Origin of the sequence: Streptomyces sp. NPDC057963, assembly GCF_042887155.1 — a bacterium.
Classification (GTDB): Bacteria; Actinomycetota; Actinomycetes; order Streptomycetales; family Streptomycetaceae; genus Streptomyces.
The window spans coordinates 186337-205045 of sequence record NZ_JBHVPX010000001.1 but is presented as its reverse complement, the minus strand read 5'-3'; the positions used below and the strand labels follow the sequence as shown (position 1 = coordinate 205045).

The following is an 18709-nucleotide window of genomic DNA, read 5'->3' as shown; positions in this document are numbered from 1 at the left end:
CGTTGACGCGATTAATTTCTATACGCGTATAGTAATGACTGTACCGAGTGACCGCGAGGGAAGGAGAAGCCGTGAACGACCAGTCACGGCAGGTGCGTTGGCTGCTGGTGGTGGCTCTCACCGTGCAGTTCATGGTGGCGTTGGACATGTCCGTGGTGAACGTCGCGTTGCCGGACATGCGCCGCGATCTCGGCTTCACCCCGGAAGGGCTCCTCTGGGTCGTGAACGCCTACGCGCTGGCGTTCGGCGGGCTGCTGATGCTCGGCGGGCGGCTCGCCGACCTGCTCGGCAGCCGCCGGGTCCTGACGGCGGGCCTGACGCTGTTCGGCGCCGCGAGCCTGGCCGGGGGGCTCGCGTGGTCGCCCGGCGGGCTGATCGCCGCACGGGCGGTGCAGGGGATCGGCGCGGCGGCGCTCGCCCCGGTCGCCTTCGCCCTGATCGCCATCGCCTTCCCGGCCGGGCCCGCCCGCTCCCGTGCCCTCGGGCTGTGGGGCATGGCGGGTGCGGCGGGCGGCGCGGTCGGCGTGCTCGCCGGCGGGCTGCTCACCGATGCGGCGGGCTGGCGCGCGGTGATGCTGGTGAATGTGCCGATCGTGGTGTTCGCGCTGGTGGGGGCCGTACGCTCCGGGCTGGACAGCCGCTCCGCCCGGACCCGTGCCCGGCTCGATGTGGCCGGAGCGCTGCTCGTCACCGCCGGTACGACCCTGCTGGTCCTCGGCCTGGTACGCACCTCGACCCACTCCTGGGGATCGGCCCAGACGCTGTGCACGCTCGGTGCCGCCGTGCTCCTGCTGATCGCGTTCGCCGCCGTCGAGCTGCGGGCCGGGACTCCGCTGCTGCGCCTCGGTCTGCTGAAGGGGAGGCCGGTCCTGACCGCGAACCTCTTCTGCCTGCTGCTGAGCTCGGGGCAGTTCGCCGCGTTCTACTTCGTCTCGCTCTACATGCAGCAGGTGCTCGGCTACGGGCCGACCGCGGCCGGTGCCGCCTTCCTGCCGTTCTCGGCGGGCGTCGTCGCGGGTTCGATCGTCGCCACCCGTACGGTCGCGGCGCTCGGTACCCGGCGGCTGCTGGCGGTGGGCGGCGGCCTCGCCGCGCTCGGCCTGGCCGGGTTCGCGGCGACGGCGCAGGCGGACGGCGGCTTCCTGTACTCGATCCTCGGCCCGTCCCTGGTCTGCAGCCTCGGCATAGGGATGTGCTTCGTACCGCTGGGCACCGCGGCCACGACCGATGTCGCGCCCGACGAGACGGGGATGGCCTCCGGACTGCTGAACAGCGCCCGCCAGGTGGGCGGCTCGCTGGGGCTCGCGGTCCTGGTCACCGTCGCCGCCCAGGTCACCGGCGACGGGGGCCGGCCGGCCGATCTCGCGGCGGGGTACTCGGCCGCGTTCTGGGTCTGCGCCGGCCTGCTCGCGGTGGCGGCGCTGGCGGCCCTGGTGCTGCTCCCGGCACGCACGCGGACCGCCGCCGCGGCGAGCACGTCAGCCGCTCCGACGGCCGACCAGGCGCCCGCTCCGGCGGCCGACTGAGCAGCCGCTCGCCCCCTCAGGGCACGGCGACGCCCATCGAGTCGGCGGCCATCGCCTTCGGTGCGCGCTCCGCGTAGAACACGTCGAGATCGACGATCGTGAACCCCGCGGCCGTCAGCATCTCGGCGACCGGCCGGGTCAGCCGGCATCCGGCGAAGAGCCGCCGCTCCAGCGGGTCGAGGCGGTGCTGCCAGCGGCGTACGTTCTCGTCCTCCTCCGGCGCCAGACCGTGCTCCAGGAAGTGCAGGGTCGCACCGGGTTTGAGGACCCGGCGCACCTCGCGGAGCGCCGCGTCGGCGTCGGGGATGGTGCACAGCGCCCACGTCGACAGGGCACCGTCGAAGGTGTCGTCCTCGAACGGCAGGTACTGGCTGTCCAGGCAGGCGCGCCGTACCGGCGTGTGTCCCGCGTCGATGCGGTCGCGGGCCAGCTTCCAGCCGAGATCGGACGGCTCGACCGCGGCCACGTCGGTGACGGCAGCCGGGTAGAACGGAACGTTGTGCCCGGAACCGAACCCGATCTCGATGATCTCGCCGTACAGCCCCTCGCAGACCCGGCGCCGCAGCGGTTCGACCGACTTCATCCCGCCGACGGCATCGGCGATCCGGGGCACGATCCGTTCGACATAGAACCCCATCGCGAACCTCCGTGTGTCCCCTTCCAGCATGGCACCGCGGCGGCCCCGGCGCACCGTGCCGCCCGCGGGGGGCACGGTGCGCGGGTGGGTAGGGTCTGGCCCATGTTTCACCGCGCACAACTGCCGCCGCCGCCACCGCCCGTGGAGATACGTTCCTGGCCCGACCGCGAGGCGCTGCTCACCGACCGCGCCGCGGTGCTCGGGGAGTTGGTGAAGCGGCATGTCTCACCGGGACGGCTGGTGGCGCTGTGGCTGTGGGGAGTGCTCGGTGCGATCGGCTGGTCGCTGGTGGGCGCGGCGCTCATCACGCTGGAGGAGACGTACGACCTCTTCAGCGCCCTGATCGGGGTGATCCTCGTCGGCATGGGCGCCTGCTGCACGGTGCCCGCGATCGTCTTCGTCGCCGTCGGTGTGCGCCGCGACCGCGACATCCGCAAACTGCTCGTCGCCTGGGGCGAGTTGGACCGCGATCCGGAGCGCGACGCGCGCCTGCGGATGCCGGGCGTCAGCCTCGTCTGGCTGCTGATGTCCTTCGCGCTGTGCGCACTCGGGCTGTACGCGTGCATCGCCGTCCCGGCGACCGCCGAGGCGGCCCAGGAAAGTTTCGGCCTGGTCGCCCTGATCATGGGACTCGGGATGACCGGCTGGATCGTCGGACTGATCGGCATCACCAAGGCGTTCGCCCACCGCCGTTGGGTGCTGCGGGTGCTGATCGGGGCACGCGCTCCGGAGCCGCTGTTCTCCGCCGGGGGCGGCGCGCACCGCTGAGCCCGGACCTATCCTGACCGGATACATGAGTCACACAGGGGGAGGAGTGTCGCATGGAGTGGTACTGGTGGGTGCTCATCATCTTCTGGACGGGCGGCTTCGGATGGGCCGTCGACAACGTCCGTACCGCGCTGCGCAACCGGCACACCCGCAAGCTGGAGCTGCTGGAGGCGTCCAAGCAGGAGCGGCTGGCCGTCGAAGCGGCCCACCGGCCGCCGGAGCCGGTCTGCGGCTGCACGCACCATCTCGCCAAGCACGACAAGCAGGGCAAGTGCCATGAGCGGGTCGAGTTGCCGACGGCCTGGGACGAGTCCAAGAAGCCGGTCCGCTTCGAGTCGGGCCGGTGCAACTGCCAGCAGTACGTGGGTCCTCAGCCGCTCTCGCAGGTGTACGCCGAGGACCTGACCGACCTGGCCTAAGGCGTCTTCGGCCGCGTGGGCCGGGCGGTCACCGGGTGGCCGATCAGCATGGTCGGGGCTCCGGCCACCCGGGTCAGGAAGACCGTCGCGGAGTTCGGCCCCTGGAGCTTCATCCTGCGGCGCAGCTCCTCAGGCTCGACGGCCGAGCCGCGCTTCTTCACCGTCAGGACGCCGACCTTCCGCTCCCGGAGCAGCGCCTTCAGCCTCTTCATGTTGAACGGCAGCCGGTCGGTGATCTCGTAGGCGGCGGTGTACGGGGAGTCGTACGGCTCGTCGCTCGTGACGTACGCGATGGTCTCGTCGATCAGCCGGCCCTCGCACCGCGCCACGATGTCGGCGACCAGGTGGGCGCGGATGACGGCGCCGTCCGGCTCGTACAGATAGCGGCCGACGGGTCCTACGGGCGGGGCGGGCAGCGGGGCCGCGGACCGGAGGGCGGCGCCGGCCGGGAGCACGGTGGCACGGTACGAACCGGGCGTGAAGCCCTCGCCGAACCAGAGCACCGCCTCCTTCACATCGCCGCCGTCCGAGATCCACTCGGCCTCCGCCTGTGCCGGGATCGCCTCGTGCGGGATGCCGGGGGCGATCTTCAGCGCGGCGCGGGGGGCGGCGAGCGCGGCGCCGGTCGCCCAGGAGAGCGGCGGTGAGTACGCCTCGGGGTCGAAGATCCTGCCCCTGCCGCCGCGCCGGGCGGGGTCGACGAAGACCGCGTCGTACGGCGAGGTGTCGATCTCGGTGACATCGGCGCACCGCACCTCGATCAGGCCGTCCAGCCCGAGCGCGACGGCGTTGGCGCGGGCCACCTCGGCGGTCAGCGGGTCGCGGTCCACGGCGAGGACGGAGATGCCCGCCCGCGCCAGCGCGATCGCGTCGCCGCCGATCCCGCAGCAGAGGTCGGCGACGCTCCGCACCCCGCCGGCCGCCACGAACCGCCGCGCGCGATGGGCGGCCACCGACGTACGGGTCGCCTGCTCGACGCCGTTCGGCGTGAAGAACATCCGGTACGCGTCCTCCGCGCCGAACTTCGCCACCGCCCGCTGCCGCAGCCGCGCCTGCCCCAGCGCCGCCGAGACCAGGGAGGCCGGGTGGGTGCGGCGCAGCCGGGTGGCGGTGGCGAGCTCCTGGGCGGAGTCGTACGACCGCAGCTCGTCCAGGAGCGCCGCGCCCTCGGGGGTGCGCAGGGCCATGAAGGCGGCCAGGGGGCTGTCGGTGCCGGCCGGCCGGCCGTGGGCGCCCGACGGGTCGTTCGGGCCGTGCGGAGTGTTCGGGGCGAGAGCGTTCACCCGCCCCATTGTGAGCCAGCCGGGTTGACCGGTGGACCCGGCCGCGGTGTCGGCCGGGAGCGCCTCGCCCGTGCTGGCAGGATACGACTCCATGTCACTTGTACGACAAAAGGAAGAATTAGTCATGTATGACGGTGAATCGGGTGCGCGGGGACCCGGGCGCGGACGGGGCCCCGGTGGGTACCGGCCGGCCGGCGCGGTCCTGGCCGCGCTCCTGATCGCCGCCGTCGGCTCCGGCTGCGCCTCCGGGACCGGTGGCCGGGCCGACGCCGACATCGAACACCGCGTCGGGTTCTCCGCCGGACATCCTGGCGGCCCCGGGCAGATGGCGGGCCCCGGGCGGCCGGGCGGGCAGGGCCGCGCGCCCGTCGGGTCCTACGAGAACGCGAAACTCCGCCCGGCCGTACGCGCGGCCCTCGCCAAGAAATGGCGGCTGGCCCGGCCCCCGCTGATCGCGCCCCCGCCGCCCGCCGTCAAGCCGCACCTCACCACCCGGAAGGGTTTCGAGGTGACGGGCGGCGACGACTCCCTGCCGCCGGTCTTCACCACCGTCCCCACCAAGGACCGGGTCGTCTTCCTGACGATGGACGACGGTGCCGAGAAGGACCCCGAACTGCTCCAGATGATGGACGAGCTGGACATCCCGTACAGCGCCTTCCTCAGCGACTACGAGGTGCGCGACAACTACGGGTACTTCGGGGAGGCGCAGCGGCTGGGCACCGGTCTCAACAACCACACGCTCAACCACCCCTACCTGCCCGGTCTCTCCCACCGCGAGCAGAAGCGCGAGATCTGCGACCAGCAGGCCATCATCGAGAAGCAGTTCGGGAAGCGCCCCACCCTCTTCCGGCCGCCGTACGGCAACTACAACGGCGACACGCTCCGGATCGCCAAGTCCTGCGGCATCAAGGCCGTGCCGCTCTGGAACGCGGAGGCGTTCCCGGACCACATGGAGTGGCGCGAGGAGGACCAGGACCTGCACCCCGGCGACATCATCCTCACGCACTTCCGGGGACCGAAGGAATGGGGTGCCGGCATGGCCGACCTGGTCCGCGCGGTCATGAAGACCGTCACGGACAAGGGGTACGCCGTGGCCCGGCTCGAGGACTACGTATGAGAGGGGCGTACCGGCCGCTCGCCGGACTGCTGGCGGCCGGTGCGCTCCTGACCGCCATCGCCGGGTGCGCGCAGTCGGTGGACCCGATCGAACGGCTGGGCCGCAAGGCCGCGCAGAGGGTGGCCCACCCCCGGCCGACCCCCGCGGCGGGCTCGCAGGCGCGTCCGCGCGGTGGGCGTGGTGATCACGGTGAGCGTGGCGACCACGGGGCGCCGGGGTCGCTGGTCGTCATCGCCTGCGATCAGCCGCCGGAGTCCAGGCACTCGTGGTTGTCGCCGCCGCTGAGGCACTGGTGGCCGGACCGGCCGGGACCGTCCGAAGGGGTGGAGGCCGGCGCCGGGTGCGAGCGGCGGTAGTCCTCGTGCCCGGTCGGCACCGTCACCGCGCTCAGCAGCAGAGCCACCAGGATCCGGATCGCCCCGCCCGCGGCAGGCCCGCGCGGATCAGTGCCGCGGCGATCAGGCAGACCACCGCGGCGATCCCGCCGAAGACGAGGACGGGCGTCCGGTCCATCGGCGGCGGCCCCACCGGCTCCTGTCCGCGGGGGTCCCACCGCGCGAAGGCCAGGCAGTAGGCGGCGGCCGTGCAGATCAGCCCCTCCAGAACCACCAGCAGCAGGCCCGGCGGCACGTCGAGGCAGCCGCTCGCCGCGGGCGGGGAGTCCCGTGCGGCCGAGGGGCGGGGCGAGGAAGAGCCCGGCGGCGGCGGTGGGTACGGAGGTTCGAGCATGAACCCACAGTCGTACGGAACGGTGCGGTCCGTCCCCGCGTTGTCCCCATGGTGCCCGGACCGTTGCCTGCGGCCGGCCCTCCGCCGCACCGCGCGCCGACGGGGATTTCCCGACGCCACGACTGGCTGGATTGGCACTCCGCTTGACCGAGTGCTAATCGCGGTCATAGTCTCGGTGCTGGCACTCACCACTGGAGAGTGCCAGCAGTACTGTGCGACTGGCAGGTCCGGCACCCGCGACGACGGATCCACCTGGTCGCCACCCAAAGACTGTTACCCCGTGAGATCTCCGAAGGGGGAGACCGGATCGTGTCGACCGCCAGCACCAAGGTTGCGATCAAGCCGCTCGAGGACCGCATTGTGGTCCAGCCGCTCGACGCCGAGCAGACCACGGCCTCCGGCCTGGTCATTCCGGACACCGCCAAGGAGAAGCCCCAGGAGGGCGTCGTCCTGGCCGTGGGACCGGGCCGCTTCGAGAACGGCGAGCGCCTTCCGCTCGACGTCAAGACCGGCGACGTCGTGCTCTACAGCAAGTACGGCGGCACCGAGGTGAAGTACAACGGCGAGGAGTACCTCGTCCTCTCGGCTCGCGACGTGCTCGCGATCATCGAGAAGTAATTCACCCACGTTTTCTGTTCTGCGCCCCTGGCCCCCTGCGAACTAACCAGCCGGGCGGTCGGGGGCGCAGTTCGTTCGAGAGGAAAGCTCAGCTCCCATGGCGAAGATCCTGAAGTTCGACGAGGACGCCCGTCGCGCCCTTGAGCGCGGCGTCAACAAGCTTGCCGACACGGTCAAGGTGACGATCGGCCCCAAGGGCCGCAACGTCGTCATCGACAAGAAGTTCGGCGCTCCCACCATCACCAACGACGGTGTCACCATCGCGCGCGAGGTCGAGCTCGACGACCCGTACGAGAACCTCGGTGCCCAGCTGGTGAAGGAGGTGGCGACCAAGACCAACGACGTCGCGGGTGACGGTACGACCACCGCCACCGTGCTGGCCCAGGCGCTCGTCCGCGAGGGTCTGCGCAACGTCGCCGCGGGTGCGTCCCCGGCCGCCCTGAAGAAGGGCATCGACGCCGCGGTCAAGGCCGTGTCCGAGGAGCTCCTCGCGACCGCCCGCCCGATCGACGACAAGACCGACATCGCCGCCGTGGCCGCGCTCTCCGCGCAGGACCCGCAGGTCGGCGAGCTCATCGCCGAGGCGATGGACAAGGTCGGCAAGGACGGCGTCATCACCGTCGAGGAGTCCAACACCTTCGGGCTGGACCTCGACTTCACCGAGGGCATGGCCTTCGACAAGGGCTACCTGTCCCCGTACATGGTGACCGACCAGGAGCGTATGGAGGCCGTCCTCGACGACCCGTACATCCTGATCCACCAGGGCAAGATCGGCGCGATCCAGGAGCTGCTCCCGCTGCTGGAGAAGGTCATCCAGGCCGGTGGCTCCAAGCCGCTGCTGATCATCGCCGAGGACGTCGAGGGCGAGGCCCTGTCGACCCTGGTCGTCAACAAGATCCGTGGCACCTTCAACGCCGTCGCAGTGAAGGCCCCGGGCTTCGGTGACCGCCGCAAGGCCATGCTCGGCGACATCGCCACCCTCACCGGTGCGACCGTCATCGCCGAGGAGGTCGGTCTCAAGCTTGAGCAGGCCGGTCTGGACGTGCTGGGCACCGCCCGCCGCGTCACGGTCTCCAAGGACGACACGACGATCGTGGACGGCGGCGGCGAGCCCGGCGACGTCAAGGGCCGGGTCAACCAGATCAAGGCCGAGATCGAGGGCACGGACTCCGACTGGGACCGCGAGAAGCTCCAGGAGCGCCTCGCGAAGCTGGCCGGCGGCGTGTGCGTGATCCGCGTCGGTGCCGCCACCGAGGTGGAGCTCAAGGAGAAGAAGCACCGTCTGGAGGACGCCATCTCCGCGACCCGCGCCGCGGTCGAGGAGGGCATCGTCTCCGGTGGTGGCTCCGCTCTGGTCCACGCCGTCAAGGTCCTGGAGGGCAACCTCGACAAGACCGGCGACGAGGCCACCGGTGTCGCGGTCGTGCGCCGCGCCGCCGTCGAGCCGCTGCGCTGGATCGCCGAGAACGCCGGCCTTGAGGGCTACGTCATCACCTCGAAGGTCTCCGAGCTCGACAAGGGCCAGGGCTTCAACGCCGCGACCGGCGAGTACGGCGACCTGGTGAAGGCCGGCGTCATCGACCCGGTCAAGGTCACCCGCTCCGCGCTGGAGAACGCCGCGTCCATCGCGTCGCTGCTGCTCACGACCGAGACGCTGGTCGTCGAGAAGCCGGCCGAGGAAGAGGCCGAGGCCGGTCACGGTGGCCACGGCCACTCGCACTGACGCACAGCATCACCCAGCCACTGAGGCCCGGTACCCCGTCGCGGGGTACCGGGCCTCGGCACGTGCGGCCCGAATTGGGCTCGCCGGGGGGCCGTATCGGGCCCGCCCGGGGAACGGCGTCGGGCCCGCCGGGGCCGCGTCGGGCCCGCCCCGGCGGCGGAGGAGCGGGCGCGGCGTCACGCCGAGTGCGGCAGCACTCCCGCCACGACCGGATCCGCGAACGGCCGCCCCTGCACGTACCGCTCCAGCTCGTCCAGCGCCTCGTCGGCCATCCGGTGCAGCTCATCGCCCAGCGAGCCCGCGACATGCGGAGTGAGCAGCACATTCGGCAGGTCGTACAACGGCGAGTGCGCAGGCGGAAGTTCGGGCTCCGTCACATCCAGCACCGCGTGCAGCCGCCCGCTCGTCAGCTCGGGCAGCAGCGCGTCCTCGTCGACCAGCGAACCCCGCGCCGTGTTGATCAGGGTCGCCCCGGCCGCCATGGCCGACAGCTGCGCCGCGCCGATCAGATGGTGCGTCTCCGGGAGCTGCGGCGCGTGCACCGAGACGACCGAGCTGCTCGCGCACAGCTCGTCGAGCGAGGTGAGCCGGACACCGAGCCGCGCCGCCTCCGGACCGTCCACGTACGGGTCGTACAGCAGGACGTCCAGATCGAAGGGGCGCAGCAGCTCGATCACCCGGCGGCCGATGCGCGAGGCGCCGACGACGCCGACCGTGCGCCGGTAGTTGCCGGAGCCGTCGAGCTCCGCGAGCCAGTCGTGCTCGGTGCGCAGCGCGCGGTAGCGGTCGGCGGAGTGCAGGACGCGCTTGTTCGCGAACAGGATCGCGGCGAGCGTGAATTCGGCGACCGGCAGCGCGTTGGCCCCGGCCGCCGAGGTGACGGCGATCCCGCGCTCCCAGCAGGCGTCCGTGATGTGGTGCTTCACGGAGCCGGCCGCGTGGACCACGGCCCGCAGCCGGGGCGCGGCCGCCAGCACCTCGGTGGTGAGCGGCGTCGCGCCCCAGCAGGTGAACAGCACCTCGGCATCGGCGAGCGCGGCCGCCACCTCGGGTGTCGGGTCGGCCAGGTCGTGGGCGACGAGGTGCGGGTCGGTGCGGGTGAGGGCGGCCAGCCGGGTGCGGTGGCGGTCGGCGAGGAGGCGCGCGTCGATGCCGGGGCCCATCGCGAGCAGGGCGGTCGGCCGGTTGTCAGTGGCGTGGGGCATGGTGGAACTCGTACTCCTCAGGGCTCGCGCGAGAGTCACTTGACGCTGCCGGCGGTCAGACCGGCCTTCCAGTGCCGTTGGAGCGAGACGAAGGCGACGATCAGGGGGATGACGGCGAGGAGGGAGCCGGTGACGACGAGCGGATAGAAGCTCGGCTCGCCGTGGGTGTTGGTGTTCCAGGAGTACAGACCGAGGCTCAGCGGGAAGAGCTTGCGGTCCGAGAGCATCACGAGGGGGAGGAAGAAGTTGTTCCAGATCGCGGTGAACTGGAAGAGGAAGACGGTCACGAAGCCCGGCATGACCATGCGCAGCCCGATGGACCAGAAGACGCGCAGCTCGCCCGCTCCGTCGATACGGGCGGCCTCCAGAGCCTCGTTCGGTATGTAGCCGGTGCTGAACACCCGGGCGAGATATACGCCGAACGGGTTGACGAGCACCGGGATCAGGACGGACCAGTAGGTGTTGACCAGGCCGGTCTTGGAGGCCAGGAGATACATCGGCAGGGCGAGCGCCGTCGTGGGGACGAGCACGCCCATCAGCACGAGGGCGAACAGCTTCTCCTTGCCCCGGAATTCGTACTTGTCGAAGGCGTATCCCGCGGCGACGCAGATCAGCGAGCAGACAATCGCCCCGCCGCCCGCGTAGAAGAGGCTGTTGAGGTACCAGCGGAAGTAGATGCCGTCGCCGTAGGAGGCCAGGTTCGACAGGTTCTCGCCGAGGTTGAAGCCCTCGAAGGAGAACGCGTTGCCCGCGAGCAGTCCGCCGGTGTCCTTGGTGGCGGCGGTGACCAGCCAGACGAGGGGGAAGAGCATGTAGACGACGGCGAGCAGGAGAAAGCCGTTGACGGCGGTCTTCGACATCCAGCGGCCGCGGGAGGCGGGAGAGTTCATGCTTTCTTGCCCTTCCGGCCGGTGAAGCGGGTGACGACGAAGGACAGCAGCGCGGCCGTGAGCGCCAGCAGGATGGAGGAGGCCGCGGCGAGACCGTAGTCGTTGCGCTCGAAGGCCGCGGTGTACGCGTACATGTTCGGCGTCCAGGTGGAGGAGACGGCGGAACCGGTCCCCTTGTTGAGGATCAGCGGTTCGGTGAACAACTGGAGCGAGCCGATGACCGTGAACAGCGCGACCATCACGACCGACGCGCGGATCAACGGGACCTTGATGCTGAGCGCGACGCGCCAGGCACCGGCCCCGTCGACCGTGGCCGCTTCGAGTACGGAGCGGTCGATGGCCTGCAACGCGGCGTAGAAGATCACCATGTTGTAGCCGAGCCACTCCCACAGGGCGATGTTGACGATGGAGGGGAGGGCGCCTTCGGGCGAGAAGAAGTCGAAGCCGATGCCGCCGGACTCCATGGCGTCGACCACCGGGCTGAGCTGGGGTGTGTAGAGGTAGACCCAGATCAGCGCGGCGATGATGCCGGGCACGGCGTGCGGCAGGAAGAGCGCGAGCTGGAAGAACCGGCGGGCGCGGGCCAGTGCGGAGTCCAGCAGCAGGGCGAGGGCGAGGGCCCCGATGAGCAGCAGCGGAATGTAGAACAGGCAGTATCCGAGGAGTACGCCGAAGCCCTCGCGGAACGCCCGGTCGCCCAGGGCCGCCGTGTAGTTGTCGAGTCCGCTGAAGACGGTCTCGGTGCCGCCGAAGCCCAGACCGGACTGCTTCTCGGTGAACAGGCTGAGCCAGACCGCGTATCCGATCGGCAGCACCATGGCCACGGTGAACAGTACGAAGAAGGGCCCCAGCAGGATGGCGGCGGCTCTGGTCGTCCGGGCGCGTCTCATCAGCCTGCGTCCTCGACCTTCAGACCGCGCCTCTTCAGCTCGGCGACCGTGGCGTCGTGCCCGGCCTTCACGGCGTCCTTGATGGTGGTGCCGCCGCTCGAGACCTTGCCGAACTGGTCCTTCATGGTGGTGTTCGTGGTGCCGGTCGTCGGGCCCCAGGTCCAGTTCGGGCCGATGGAGGTCGCGGCGCTCTCGAACACCTGGTAGATGTCCTCGCCGCCGTAGAAGCCGGCGTCGAAGGACTTCTTCGCCACCGGGCGCAGCGCCGCCGCGGCCGGGAAGGCGCTCGACGTGCCGGACTCGATGCGGGCCTTGATGCCTTCCTCGGTGGTCGACATCCAGGTGGCGAACTCGACCGCGGCCGCGGCCTTCTTGCTGGTCTTCGTCACCGCGAAGGTGGAGCCGCCGAGCATGCCGCTGGCCGCCTTGCCGTCCCAGCTGGGCATCGGGGCGACGGCCCACTTGCCGCTCTGCTCGGGCAGCGTGGCCTTGAGGACGCCCGCGCCCCAGGCGGCACCGAGGTAGCCGACGGTGCCGCCGTTCTTGAGGGAGTTGGTCCACTCGGGGCTGAACGAGGCGTTGGAGCGGATCAGGTCGTCGTCGAGCAGACCCTGCCAGTAGTCGGCGACCTTGTTGGTGGCCGCGTCGGCCGTTTCGACCTTCCAGGTGTCGCCCTCGGGCTTGTACCACTGGGCGCCGGCCTGCCAGGACATCGCCTGGAACGTGCTCGGGTCGTCGGGGAAGAAGGTGCCGATGCGGGCCTTCTTGTCGGCCTTCTTGACCTTCTCGGCGGCCTTGCGGAACTCGTCCCAGGTCTTGGGGACCTCGACGCCGTACTTCTCGAACAGGTCCTTGCGGTAGAAGAACGACTGCGGCGAGGCGTCGAACGGGACGGCCCAGCTCTTGCCGCCGAGCGTCGTCAGTTCGACCGCCTGCGGCAGCAGCTTCTTCTTGATGTCGTCGGTGAAGTACTGGCCGATGTCCTGGAGCGCGCCCTGACTGACGTACTCCGGAAGCTGCGGGTACTCGATGGAGACCAGGTCGGGGGCGTTGCCCGCCTTCACCGCGTTGGAGATCTTGGCGTAGCCGCCCGCGTTGCCGGACGGGATCTCCTCGTACACCACCTTGATGTCCTTGTGCGAGGCGTTGAACGCGTCAACGACCTCCTTGGACCCCTTGGCCCAGCCCCAGAAGGTGATGCTGACGGGCTTGCCGTCGCTTCCGGCGGCGGTTGTGCCGTCGCCGCTGCCGCCACAGGCCGTGAGAACGGCGAGGGCGGTGGCGGCGCCGACTACGGCGAGGGACGTTCTGCTCGAACTGCGGCTCACAGCGAGGCTCCTGAACAGGCGACGACATTGGCGTTGGCCGTGATCCTTGGACCAGCCGTGACCGAAGTCAAGAGCGAAAGAGCGATTGATCGAAAAAAGATCAGATAAGTTACGTACGGAACCACTGTGGGACGCTCTTCGTGAAGGGTGCACGAACCCGTGGAAACGCCCGCCGCCCCCGTCTACGACCTACGGCAGGGATGCTCCGCAGGAGTCCCTGACCCGCAGCTGCGGCAGCAGCGTCAGATGCCGCCGGGGCGCGCCCGCGCCCTGGCCGACCCGCTCCACCAGCAGTTCCGTCGCATGGCGGCCCACGTCGCGCTTGGGCGGTGCCACCGCGGTGAGCGGGGTGTCCGCGAGGGCCGCCACCTCGTCGTCGTAGGCGATCAGTGCCAGATCGTCCGGCACCCGCACGCCCAGCTCGGCCAGGCGCTGCACCACCTGGATCGCGTCGACGTCATTGTGGATCAGTGCCGCCGTCGCCACGCCCGAGTGGACCGCCTCGCGCAGTGCCTGTACAGCCTGCTCGAACGCGTCCGGGGCGAGTTCGGCCGGTACGGAATCGATCACGTCCTGCGGGGCGCGCAGCCGGAGCACGGCCAGGGCCTCCTCGTATCCGGACCGCACCGCGAGAGCGGTCGGCGAGTCCGCGCGGGCCATCAGCAGCGGTGCCCCGTGCCCGAGATTCACCAGGTGGCGGACGGCGAGCAGGACCCCGTGCGCGTGGTCCGAGCAGACCCGGTCCAGGCCGTCCAGCGGGGACCCGACGGTGGGCCTGCGCTCCAGCAGGACGGTCGGCACGGGCAGCGAGGCGATCCAGTCGCCGAACGCGGCGGGGTCGCCGGGGTGCTGCCAGCCCGGTGCGACCAGCAGCCCCTCGGCGCCCGCGGAGAGCAGCCCCTCGGTACGGGCCTGGTCCTCCTGCGGCCGGTAGTCGGAGATCCGCAGGATCAGCCGGGCGCCCGCCCCCGCCGCGGCCTCGTGGGCCCCCCGGATGACCTCGGAGAAGTAGTACGTCGACGAGGGCGCGAGCATGCCGAGGACCAGGCCGCTGCCGCTGCCGCCGGTCCCCGCACCGGCGGCGTCCTGCGGCCAGGAGACCGAGCCGTGGACCCGGTCGAGCAGGCCCCGGCCGGCCAGCTCCTCCACGTCGCGGCGCACCGTGACGGGTGAGACCCCCAGCTGCGAGGCCAGCTCCGAGACCCGGGTCGAACCCCGTTCCCGCACCAGCCCCAGCAGGCGGTCATGACGTTCAGCAGCACTTTCGCGCACGGCAGCAGTCCCCTCGCATGTGTGTGGCCCGGCCCCCCGGTCCGGCCGGTGTCGGGGCCGTTGTCCGACCCTAGACCACCGTGATCGAACGATGGGAGTTTCGATCATTCAAACGCAATCCATTGACGTTCGATCAATCCGAGTCCAGGATTCCGGCGATGCCGACTCGTCCCGTCCCTGACTGTTCGTACGGAGGAATTGTGAGACATCGCGTCACCGCTGCGACGCTCGTGGCCCTGACGGCCGCCGCCGGCCTGACCGCGACCGGCCAGAGCGCGGCGCAGGCCGCGGCACCCGCCGGCCGCGCCTTCCACGTCGACTGCGCAGCCGACCCGGCCGGCGCCACCGGGAGCAGGAAGCACCCCTGGACCACGCTCGCCGAGGCCAACGCGCACCCCTACGGCCCCGGTGACCGACTGCTCTTCAAACGCGGCGCCACGTGCACCGGAACCCTCGCCCCCACCGGCACCGGCTCCGCCCGCGCCCCGTTCACCATCGCCGACTACGGCAGCGGCCCGGCCCGCGCCAGGCTCGACGGCGCGGGCGCCCACGATGTCGTCCTGCTCTCCAACACGCAGTACGTGCACCTCAAGGCGCTGGAGATCACCAACGCCGACGACCCGGGCAGCGAGCGCAACGGCGTCCGCCTGCGCCTCACCGACTACGGCGTCGCGCGCGGCTTCGACCTCTCCGGCCTCTACATCCACGACGTGCGCGGCGGCGACTACAAGACGGTGTCCGGCTCCAGCGCGATCCACATCGCGGTCGAGGGCACGGCGAAGGCCAGTCGGTACGACGGCCTGGACATCGGCCACAACCGCATCGAGGACGTCGACCGCGAAGGCATCTACTTCAAGTCGACCTTCTCCAAGCGCGATCTGGTCGGCCAGCAGCAGGACCCGAACGTCTACCCGGGCGAGTGGACGCCCAGCACCGGGGTCCGTATCCACCACAACACGCTGAAGTCGCTGGCCGGCGACGGCATGAAGCTCGACACCACCAGCGGCGCCCGCGTCGACCACAACCGGGTCGACGGCTTCCAGCTCCGCTCGCCCTCCGCCAACGCGGGCATCTGGACCTTCAACACCGACGACACGACCGTCGAGTACAACGAGGTCTCGGGTGGCGGCAACACCCATGACGGGATGTCCTTCGACGCCGACGGCGCCTCGCAGAACACGGTCTTCCAGTACAACTACAGCCACGACAACAAGGGCGGCTTCCTGCTGATCTGCCCGTACAGCGGCGCCAAGACGATCGGCACGGTGGCCCGCTACAACGTCAGCCGCAACGACGGCGCCCGCCTGATCCAGAACTGCTGGGGCCCGATCCTCGGCACGGAGATCTACAACAACACCTTCCACAACAAGGAGCAGATCCCCGGTCACCTCGTCCAGGACGACGCCGGCAGCCCCGCCACCACCCAGCACGAACTGTCCATCCGGAACAACGTCTTCGTGAGCGAGGGCACCGGCGGCTACGCCTTCAAGAACCCGACGCCGGGGCTCTCCTTCGACCACAACGCCTTCTACGGCATCGACATGACCCGCCCCGACCCCGGTGGCATCACGGCCGACCCGAAGCTCCGCACCGACTTCCGGCTCGGCGCCGGCTCGCCCGCCCTCGCCGCCGGAGCCGTCATCGAGAACAACGGCGGCAAGGACTACTTCGGCAACAAGCTGAAGCCGGGCGCCCCCAACATCGGCGCCTACGCGGGCCGCGGAGTGCGCTGACCGCCCGTCAGGGGGACGCGCACCCGTTAACCGACCGCTCACTGAGGACCGTACTTGCGGCCTGTCTTGGAGGTGACCCCGCCGAGCAGGCCGCGCGGCGTCACCTTCACGAGCCCCATCAGCGCCTTGTACCGCGGATCCGGGACGGAGAGGGACTTGCCGCGTGCCAGGTCCGCCAGGGCCGCCGCCACCAGCTTGTCCGCGTCGAGCCACATCCAGCCCGGAATGTTGCCGGTGCCCATCCCCGCCCGCTGGTGGAACTCCGTCCGGACGAAGCCGGGGCACAGCGCCATCAGCCGCACCCCCGAACCGGCCAGGTCCTTCGCCGCGCCCTGGGTGAACTGCACGACCCACGCCTTGGACGCGCCGTACGTCCCGCGCGGCACGAACGCCGCCACCGAGGCCACGTTGACGACGCCGCCCCGCCCCCGCTCCCGCATCCCGGCCGCGGCCGCCGAGGTCAGCCGCAGCACGGCCTCGCAGTGCACCTTCAGCATGTTCAGTTCATCGGCCATGGGCACCTCCAGGTAGTGCCCCTTGTTGCCGAACCCGGCGTTGTTGACCAGGAGGTCGACCGGCTGCTGACGGTCGGTCAACCGGTCCTCGACCGCGGCGATCCCCTTGTCCTCGGACAGATCGGCCGTCAGCACCTCGGCCTCGATGCCGTGCCGGTCGTGCAGTTCGGTCGCCTGCTCGCGCAGCCGCTCGGTGTCGCGCGCCACCAGCACGAGGTTGTGCCCGTCGGCCGCCAGCCGCCGCGCGAAGGCGGCTCCGATCCCCGCGGTCGCGCCCGTAATCAGTGCAGTCGTCATACGCGGCACGTTAGTGCCTGACCGGCGCGACACGGCCGACGGGCGCCCTTGCCCCGCCGACCACCGCGATCACTCGCGCGCGGCCTCCTTCTCCACGTACTCCAGGGCGGCACGCAGCGTCTCGGGATGCAGCGCGTCGCCGGCCGGCAGCAACTGCGGGAGCAGCTCCCGTCGCGTCGTCGACGCCGCGAAGTCCAGTCGCACGGTGACCTCGTGGCCGGGCCGGTGCACGATCTCGACCGGATCCCCGGAGCGGATCTCACCCGGCTCGATCACCCGCAGATAGGCACCCGGGGCGCCCGCCTGCGTGAACCGCTTGACCCAGCCCTTCTCGCCGAGACGGCCGGCGAACGTACGGCACGGAATGCGGCTCGACGTGACCTCCAGCACCAGATCGGGGCCGATCCGCCAGCGCTCGCCGATCCTCGCGCCGTTCACGTCGAGCCCGCCGGTCGTCAGGTTCTCGCCGAACGCGCCATTGGCCAGCGGGCGTCCGAGCACGCGCTCCCAGTCGTCGAGGTCCTCGCGGGCGAAGGCGTACACGGCCTGGTCGGAGCCGCCGTGATGACGCAGATCGCACACCGCGTCCCCGGCGAGGCCGCTGCCGCCGGTGCCCTTGGGGCCGGGGTCGGCGACCCGTACGGGGCCGTCGACGGGCCGCTTGTCGATCCCGGTCGCGCCCCCGGGGGCGTCGGTGTGGTCGGCGGCCCTGGGCCGTCCCACATTCACGGTCAGCAACTTCATCGGCTTCATACGGAGAACGCTAACCATTCCATACCCAAAGGTGCATGCCGATAATTCGCATCCGACCCAAGAGCAGCTTATGGTTGAAGGGTGATCGAAGCCCGTCATCTCCGTGTCCTGCGCGCCGTGGCCGCCACCGGCTCGTTCTCCGCCGCGGCCCGCGAGCTGGGCTGCACCCAGCCTGCTGTCAGCCAGCAGATGAAGGCCCTGGAAGCCTCCGCGGGGACCACGCTCCTGATCCGTACGGGGCGCGAGATGCGGCTCACGCAGGCGGGCGAGGCGCTCGTCCGGCATGCCTCCGGCATCCTCGCCGGGCTCACCGCCGCCGAGGAGGAGGTCGCCGCGATCGCCGGGCTGCGGGCCGGCCGGGTCCGGCTCGTCTCGTTCCCCAGCGGCAGCTCCACCCTCGTCCCCGGCGCCCTCGCGGCGCTGCGCGCGGCCCACCCCGGCACCCGGGTCTCCCTGGTCGAGGCCGAGCCACCGCGCTCGGTCGAGATGCTGCGCGAGGGCGACTGCGACATCGCGCTGGCGTTCCGCTACGGCGCCTCCGGCGCCGAGTGGGACGACCTGGTCGTCCGCCCGCTGCTCACCGACCGGCTGATCGGCCTGGTCCCCGAAGGGCACCGGCTGGCGGGTTCGGCCGCGGTCTCCATCGCCGAGCTGGCCGACGAGTCGTGGATCGCGGGCTGCCCCCGCTGCCGCCGCCAGCTGGTCGAGGTCTGCGAGGAGTCCGGCTTCACCCCCCGGATCGACTTCGCCACCGACGACTACCCGGCCGTCGTCGGCCTGGTCGGCGCGGGGCTGGGCGTGGCCGTGCTGCCGGAGCTGGCGATCGAGTCGGTACGCCCCAAGCGGGCCCGCACCGTCACGGTGGAACCGGCCATCGAGCGCGAGATCGTCGCCCTGACCCTGCCCGACCTGGCCCAGGTGCCGGCGGTGGCTGCCACCCTGGACCGGCTGTCCCTGGCGGCCGCCCGCTGAAGCGGGCCTGCCTGTGACCCGGCCCCCTCGGTGG

Annotated in this window: 19 protein-coding genes; 9 read left to right on the top strand and 10 right to left on the bottom strand. The window is 71.1% G+C overall.

What is annotated here, in order from left to right:
* The first annotated feature begins 131 nt into the window (after positions 1-131).
* Entirely contained in the window at positions 132-1526 is a 1395-nt protein-coding gene (locus ACFVT1_RS00880; RefSeq protein WP_389792207.1) for an MFS transporter, read from the top strand.
* A 16-nt stretch (positions 1527-1542) separates the two neighbouring features.
* Here ACFVT1_RS00880 and ACFVT1_RS00875 read toward each other — a convergent pair whose 3' ends face one another.
* Positions 1543-2163, bottom strand: a complete 621-nt coding sequence (locus ACFVT1_RS00875; protein ID WP_389791312.1) for a class I SAM-dependent methyltransferase — start codon at positions 2161-2163, stop codon at positions 1543-1545.
* Positions 2164-2265: 102 nt separating this feature from the next.
* On the opposite strand from ACFVT1_RS00875, the gene ACFVT1_RS00870 reads away from it, so the two are divergent.
* Entirely contained in the window at positions 2266-2931 is a 666-nt protein-coding gene (locus tag ACFVT1_RS00870) for a hypothetical protein (RefSeq protein ID WP_389791310.1), read from the top strand.
* Between the two features lie 53 nt (positions 2932-2984).
* Entirely contained in the window at positions 2985-3350 is a 366-nt protein-coding gene (locus ACFVT1_RS00865; RefSeq protein ID WP_362207871.1) for a hypothetical protein, read from the top strand.
* Here the strand turns inward: ACFVT1_RS00865 and ACFVT1_RS00860 are convergent.
* Positions 3347-4642 carry a methyltransferase domain-containing protein gene (locus tag ACFVT1_RS00860; protein WP_389792205.1) on the bottom strand — a complete coding sequence of 432 codons (1296 nt, stop codon included), beginning with the start codon at positions 4640-4642 and terminating at the stop codon, positions 3347-3349. The genes ACFVT1_RS00865 and ACFVT1_RS00860 overlap by 4 nt on opposite strands.
* 82 nt (positions 4643-4724) lie before the next feature.
* On the opposite strand from ACFVT1_RS00860, the gene ACFVT1_RS00855 reads away from it, so the two are divergent.
* The gene (locus ACFVT1_RS00855; protein ID WP_389791308.1) at positions 4725-5750 is read left to right on the top strand and encodes a polysaccharide deacetylase family protein; all 1026 of its coding nucleotides are present in this window, start codon (positions 4725-4727) and stop codon (positions 5748-5750) included.
* Entirely contained in the window at positions 5747-6106 is a 360-nt protein-coding gene (locus tag ACFVT1_RS00850; RefSeq protein ID WP_389792249.1) for a hypothetical protein, read from the top strand. Before ACFVT1_RS00855 ends, ACFVT1_RS00850 begins: the two co-directional genes overlap by 4 nt.
* Here the strand turns inward: ACFVT1_RS00850 and ACFVT1_RS00845 are convergent.
* Positions 5992-6303 (bottom strand): DUF6234 family protein, encoded by a 312-nt coding sequence (locus ACFVT1_RS00845; RefSeq protein WP_389791306.1) that lies wholly within the window; start codon positions 6301-6303, stop codon positions 5992-5994. The genes ACFVT1_RS00850 and ACFVT1_RS00845 overlap by 115 nt on opposite strands.
* A 485-nt stretch (positions 6304-6788) precedes the next feature.
* Here ACFVT1_RS00845 and groES point away from each other — a divergent pair, with 485 nt between their 5' ends.
* Both groES and groL read left to right on the top strand, forming a co-directional pair.
* The gene (gene groES / locus ACFVT1_RS00840; protein ID WP_093540722.1) at positions 6789-7097 is read left to right on the top strand and encodes a co-chaperone GroES; all 309 of its coding nucleotides are present in this window, start codon (positions 6789-6791) and stop codon (positions 7095-7097) included.
* A gap of 97 nt (positions 7098-7194) precedes the next feature.
* On the top strand, positions 7195-8820 hold the full coding sequence (gene groL / locus ACFVT1_RS00835) for a chaperonin GroEL (protein ID WP_389791304.1): 1626 nt from the start codon (positions 7195-7197) through the stop codon (positions 8818-8820).
* A gap of 176 nt (positions 8821-8996) precedes the next feature.
* Here groL and ACFVT1_RS00830 read toward each other — a convergent pair whose 3' ends face one another.
* The 5 genes from ACFVT1_RS00830 to ACFVT1_RS00810 all read right to left on the bottom strand — a co-directional run bounded on the left by ACFVT1_RS00830 (position 8997) and on the right by ACFVT1_RS00810 (position 14405).
* The gene (locus ACFVT1_RS00830; RefSeq protein ID WP_389791302.1) at positions 8997-10025 is read right to left on the bottom strand and encodes a hydroxyacid dehydrogenase; all 1029 of its coding nucleotides are present in this window, start codon (positions 10023-10025) and stop codon (positions 8997-8999) included.
* Between the two features lie 35 nt (positions 10026-10060).
* Positions 10061-10915: a carbohydrate ABC transporter permease gene (locus tag ACFVT1_RS00825; RefSeq protein WP_362207885.1), complete on the bottom strand. Its 855-nt coding sequence runs from the start codon at positions 10913-10915 to the stop codon at positions 10061-10063.
* Positions 10912-11805, bottom strand: a complete 894-nt coding sequence (locus tag ACFVT1_RS00820) for a carbohydrate ABC transporter permease (RefSeq protein ID WP_389791300.1) — start codon at positions 11803-11805, stop codon at positions 10912-10914. Before ACFVT1_RS00820 ends, ACFVT1_RS00825 begins: the two co-directional genes overlap by 4 nt.
* Positions 11805-13133, bottom strand: coding sequence for an ABC transporter substrate-binding protein (locus tag ACFVT1_RS00815; protein ID WP_389791298.1), 1329 nt, complete (start codon positions 13131-13133; stop codon positions 11805-11807). The genes ACFVT1_RS00820 and ACFVT1_RS00815 overlap by 1 nt, the downstream gene beginning before the upstream one ends.
* A gap of 189 nt (positions 13134-13322) precedes the next feature.
* The gene (locus ACFVT1_RS00810; RefSeq protein ID WP_389791296.1) at positions 13323-14405 is read right to left on the bottom strand and encodes a substrate-binding domain-containing protein; all 1083 of its coding nucleotides are present in this window, start codon (positions 14403-14405) and stop codon (positions 13323-13325) included.
* 200 nt (positions 14406-14605) lie between these two features.
* Here ACFVT1_RS00810 and ACFVT1_RS00805 point away from each other — a divergent pair, with 200 nt between their 5' ends.
* On the top strand, positions 14606-16138 hold the full coding sequence (locus ACFVT1_RS00805) for a right-handed parallel beta-helix repeat-containing protein (protein ID WP_389791294.1): 1533 nt from the start codon (positions 14606-14608) through the stop codon (positions 16136-16138).
* A 38-nt stretch (positions 16139-16176) separates the two neighbouring features.
* On the opposite strand, the gene ACFVT1_RS00800 is transcribed toward ACFVT1_RS00805, so the two are convergent.
* Positions 16177-16950 carry an SDR family oxidoreductase gene (locus tag ACFVT1_RS00800; protein WP_362207898.1) on the bottom strand — a complete coding sequence of 258 codons (774 nt, stop codon included), beginning with the start codon at positions 16948-16950 and terminating at the stop codon, positions 16177-16179.
* A gap of 69 nt (positions 16951-17019) precedes the next feature.
* Positions 17020-17694: an MOSC domain-containing protein gene (locus ACFVT1_RS00795; protein WP_389792203.1), complete on the bottom strand. Its 675-nt coding sequence runs from the start codon at positions 17692-17694 to the stop codon at positions 17020-17022.
* A gap of 90 nt (positions 17695-17784) precedes the next feature.
* Between ACFVT1_RS00795 and ACFVT1_RS00790 the strand changes: the two genes are divergently transcribed.
* Positions 17785-18675 (top strand): LysR family transcriptional regulator, encoded by an 891-nt coding sequence (locus ACFVT1_RS00790; RefSeq protein WP_389791291.1) that lies wholly within the window; start codon positions 17785-17787, stop codon positions 18673-18675.
* Positions 18676-18709 lie beyond the last annotated feature (34 nt).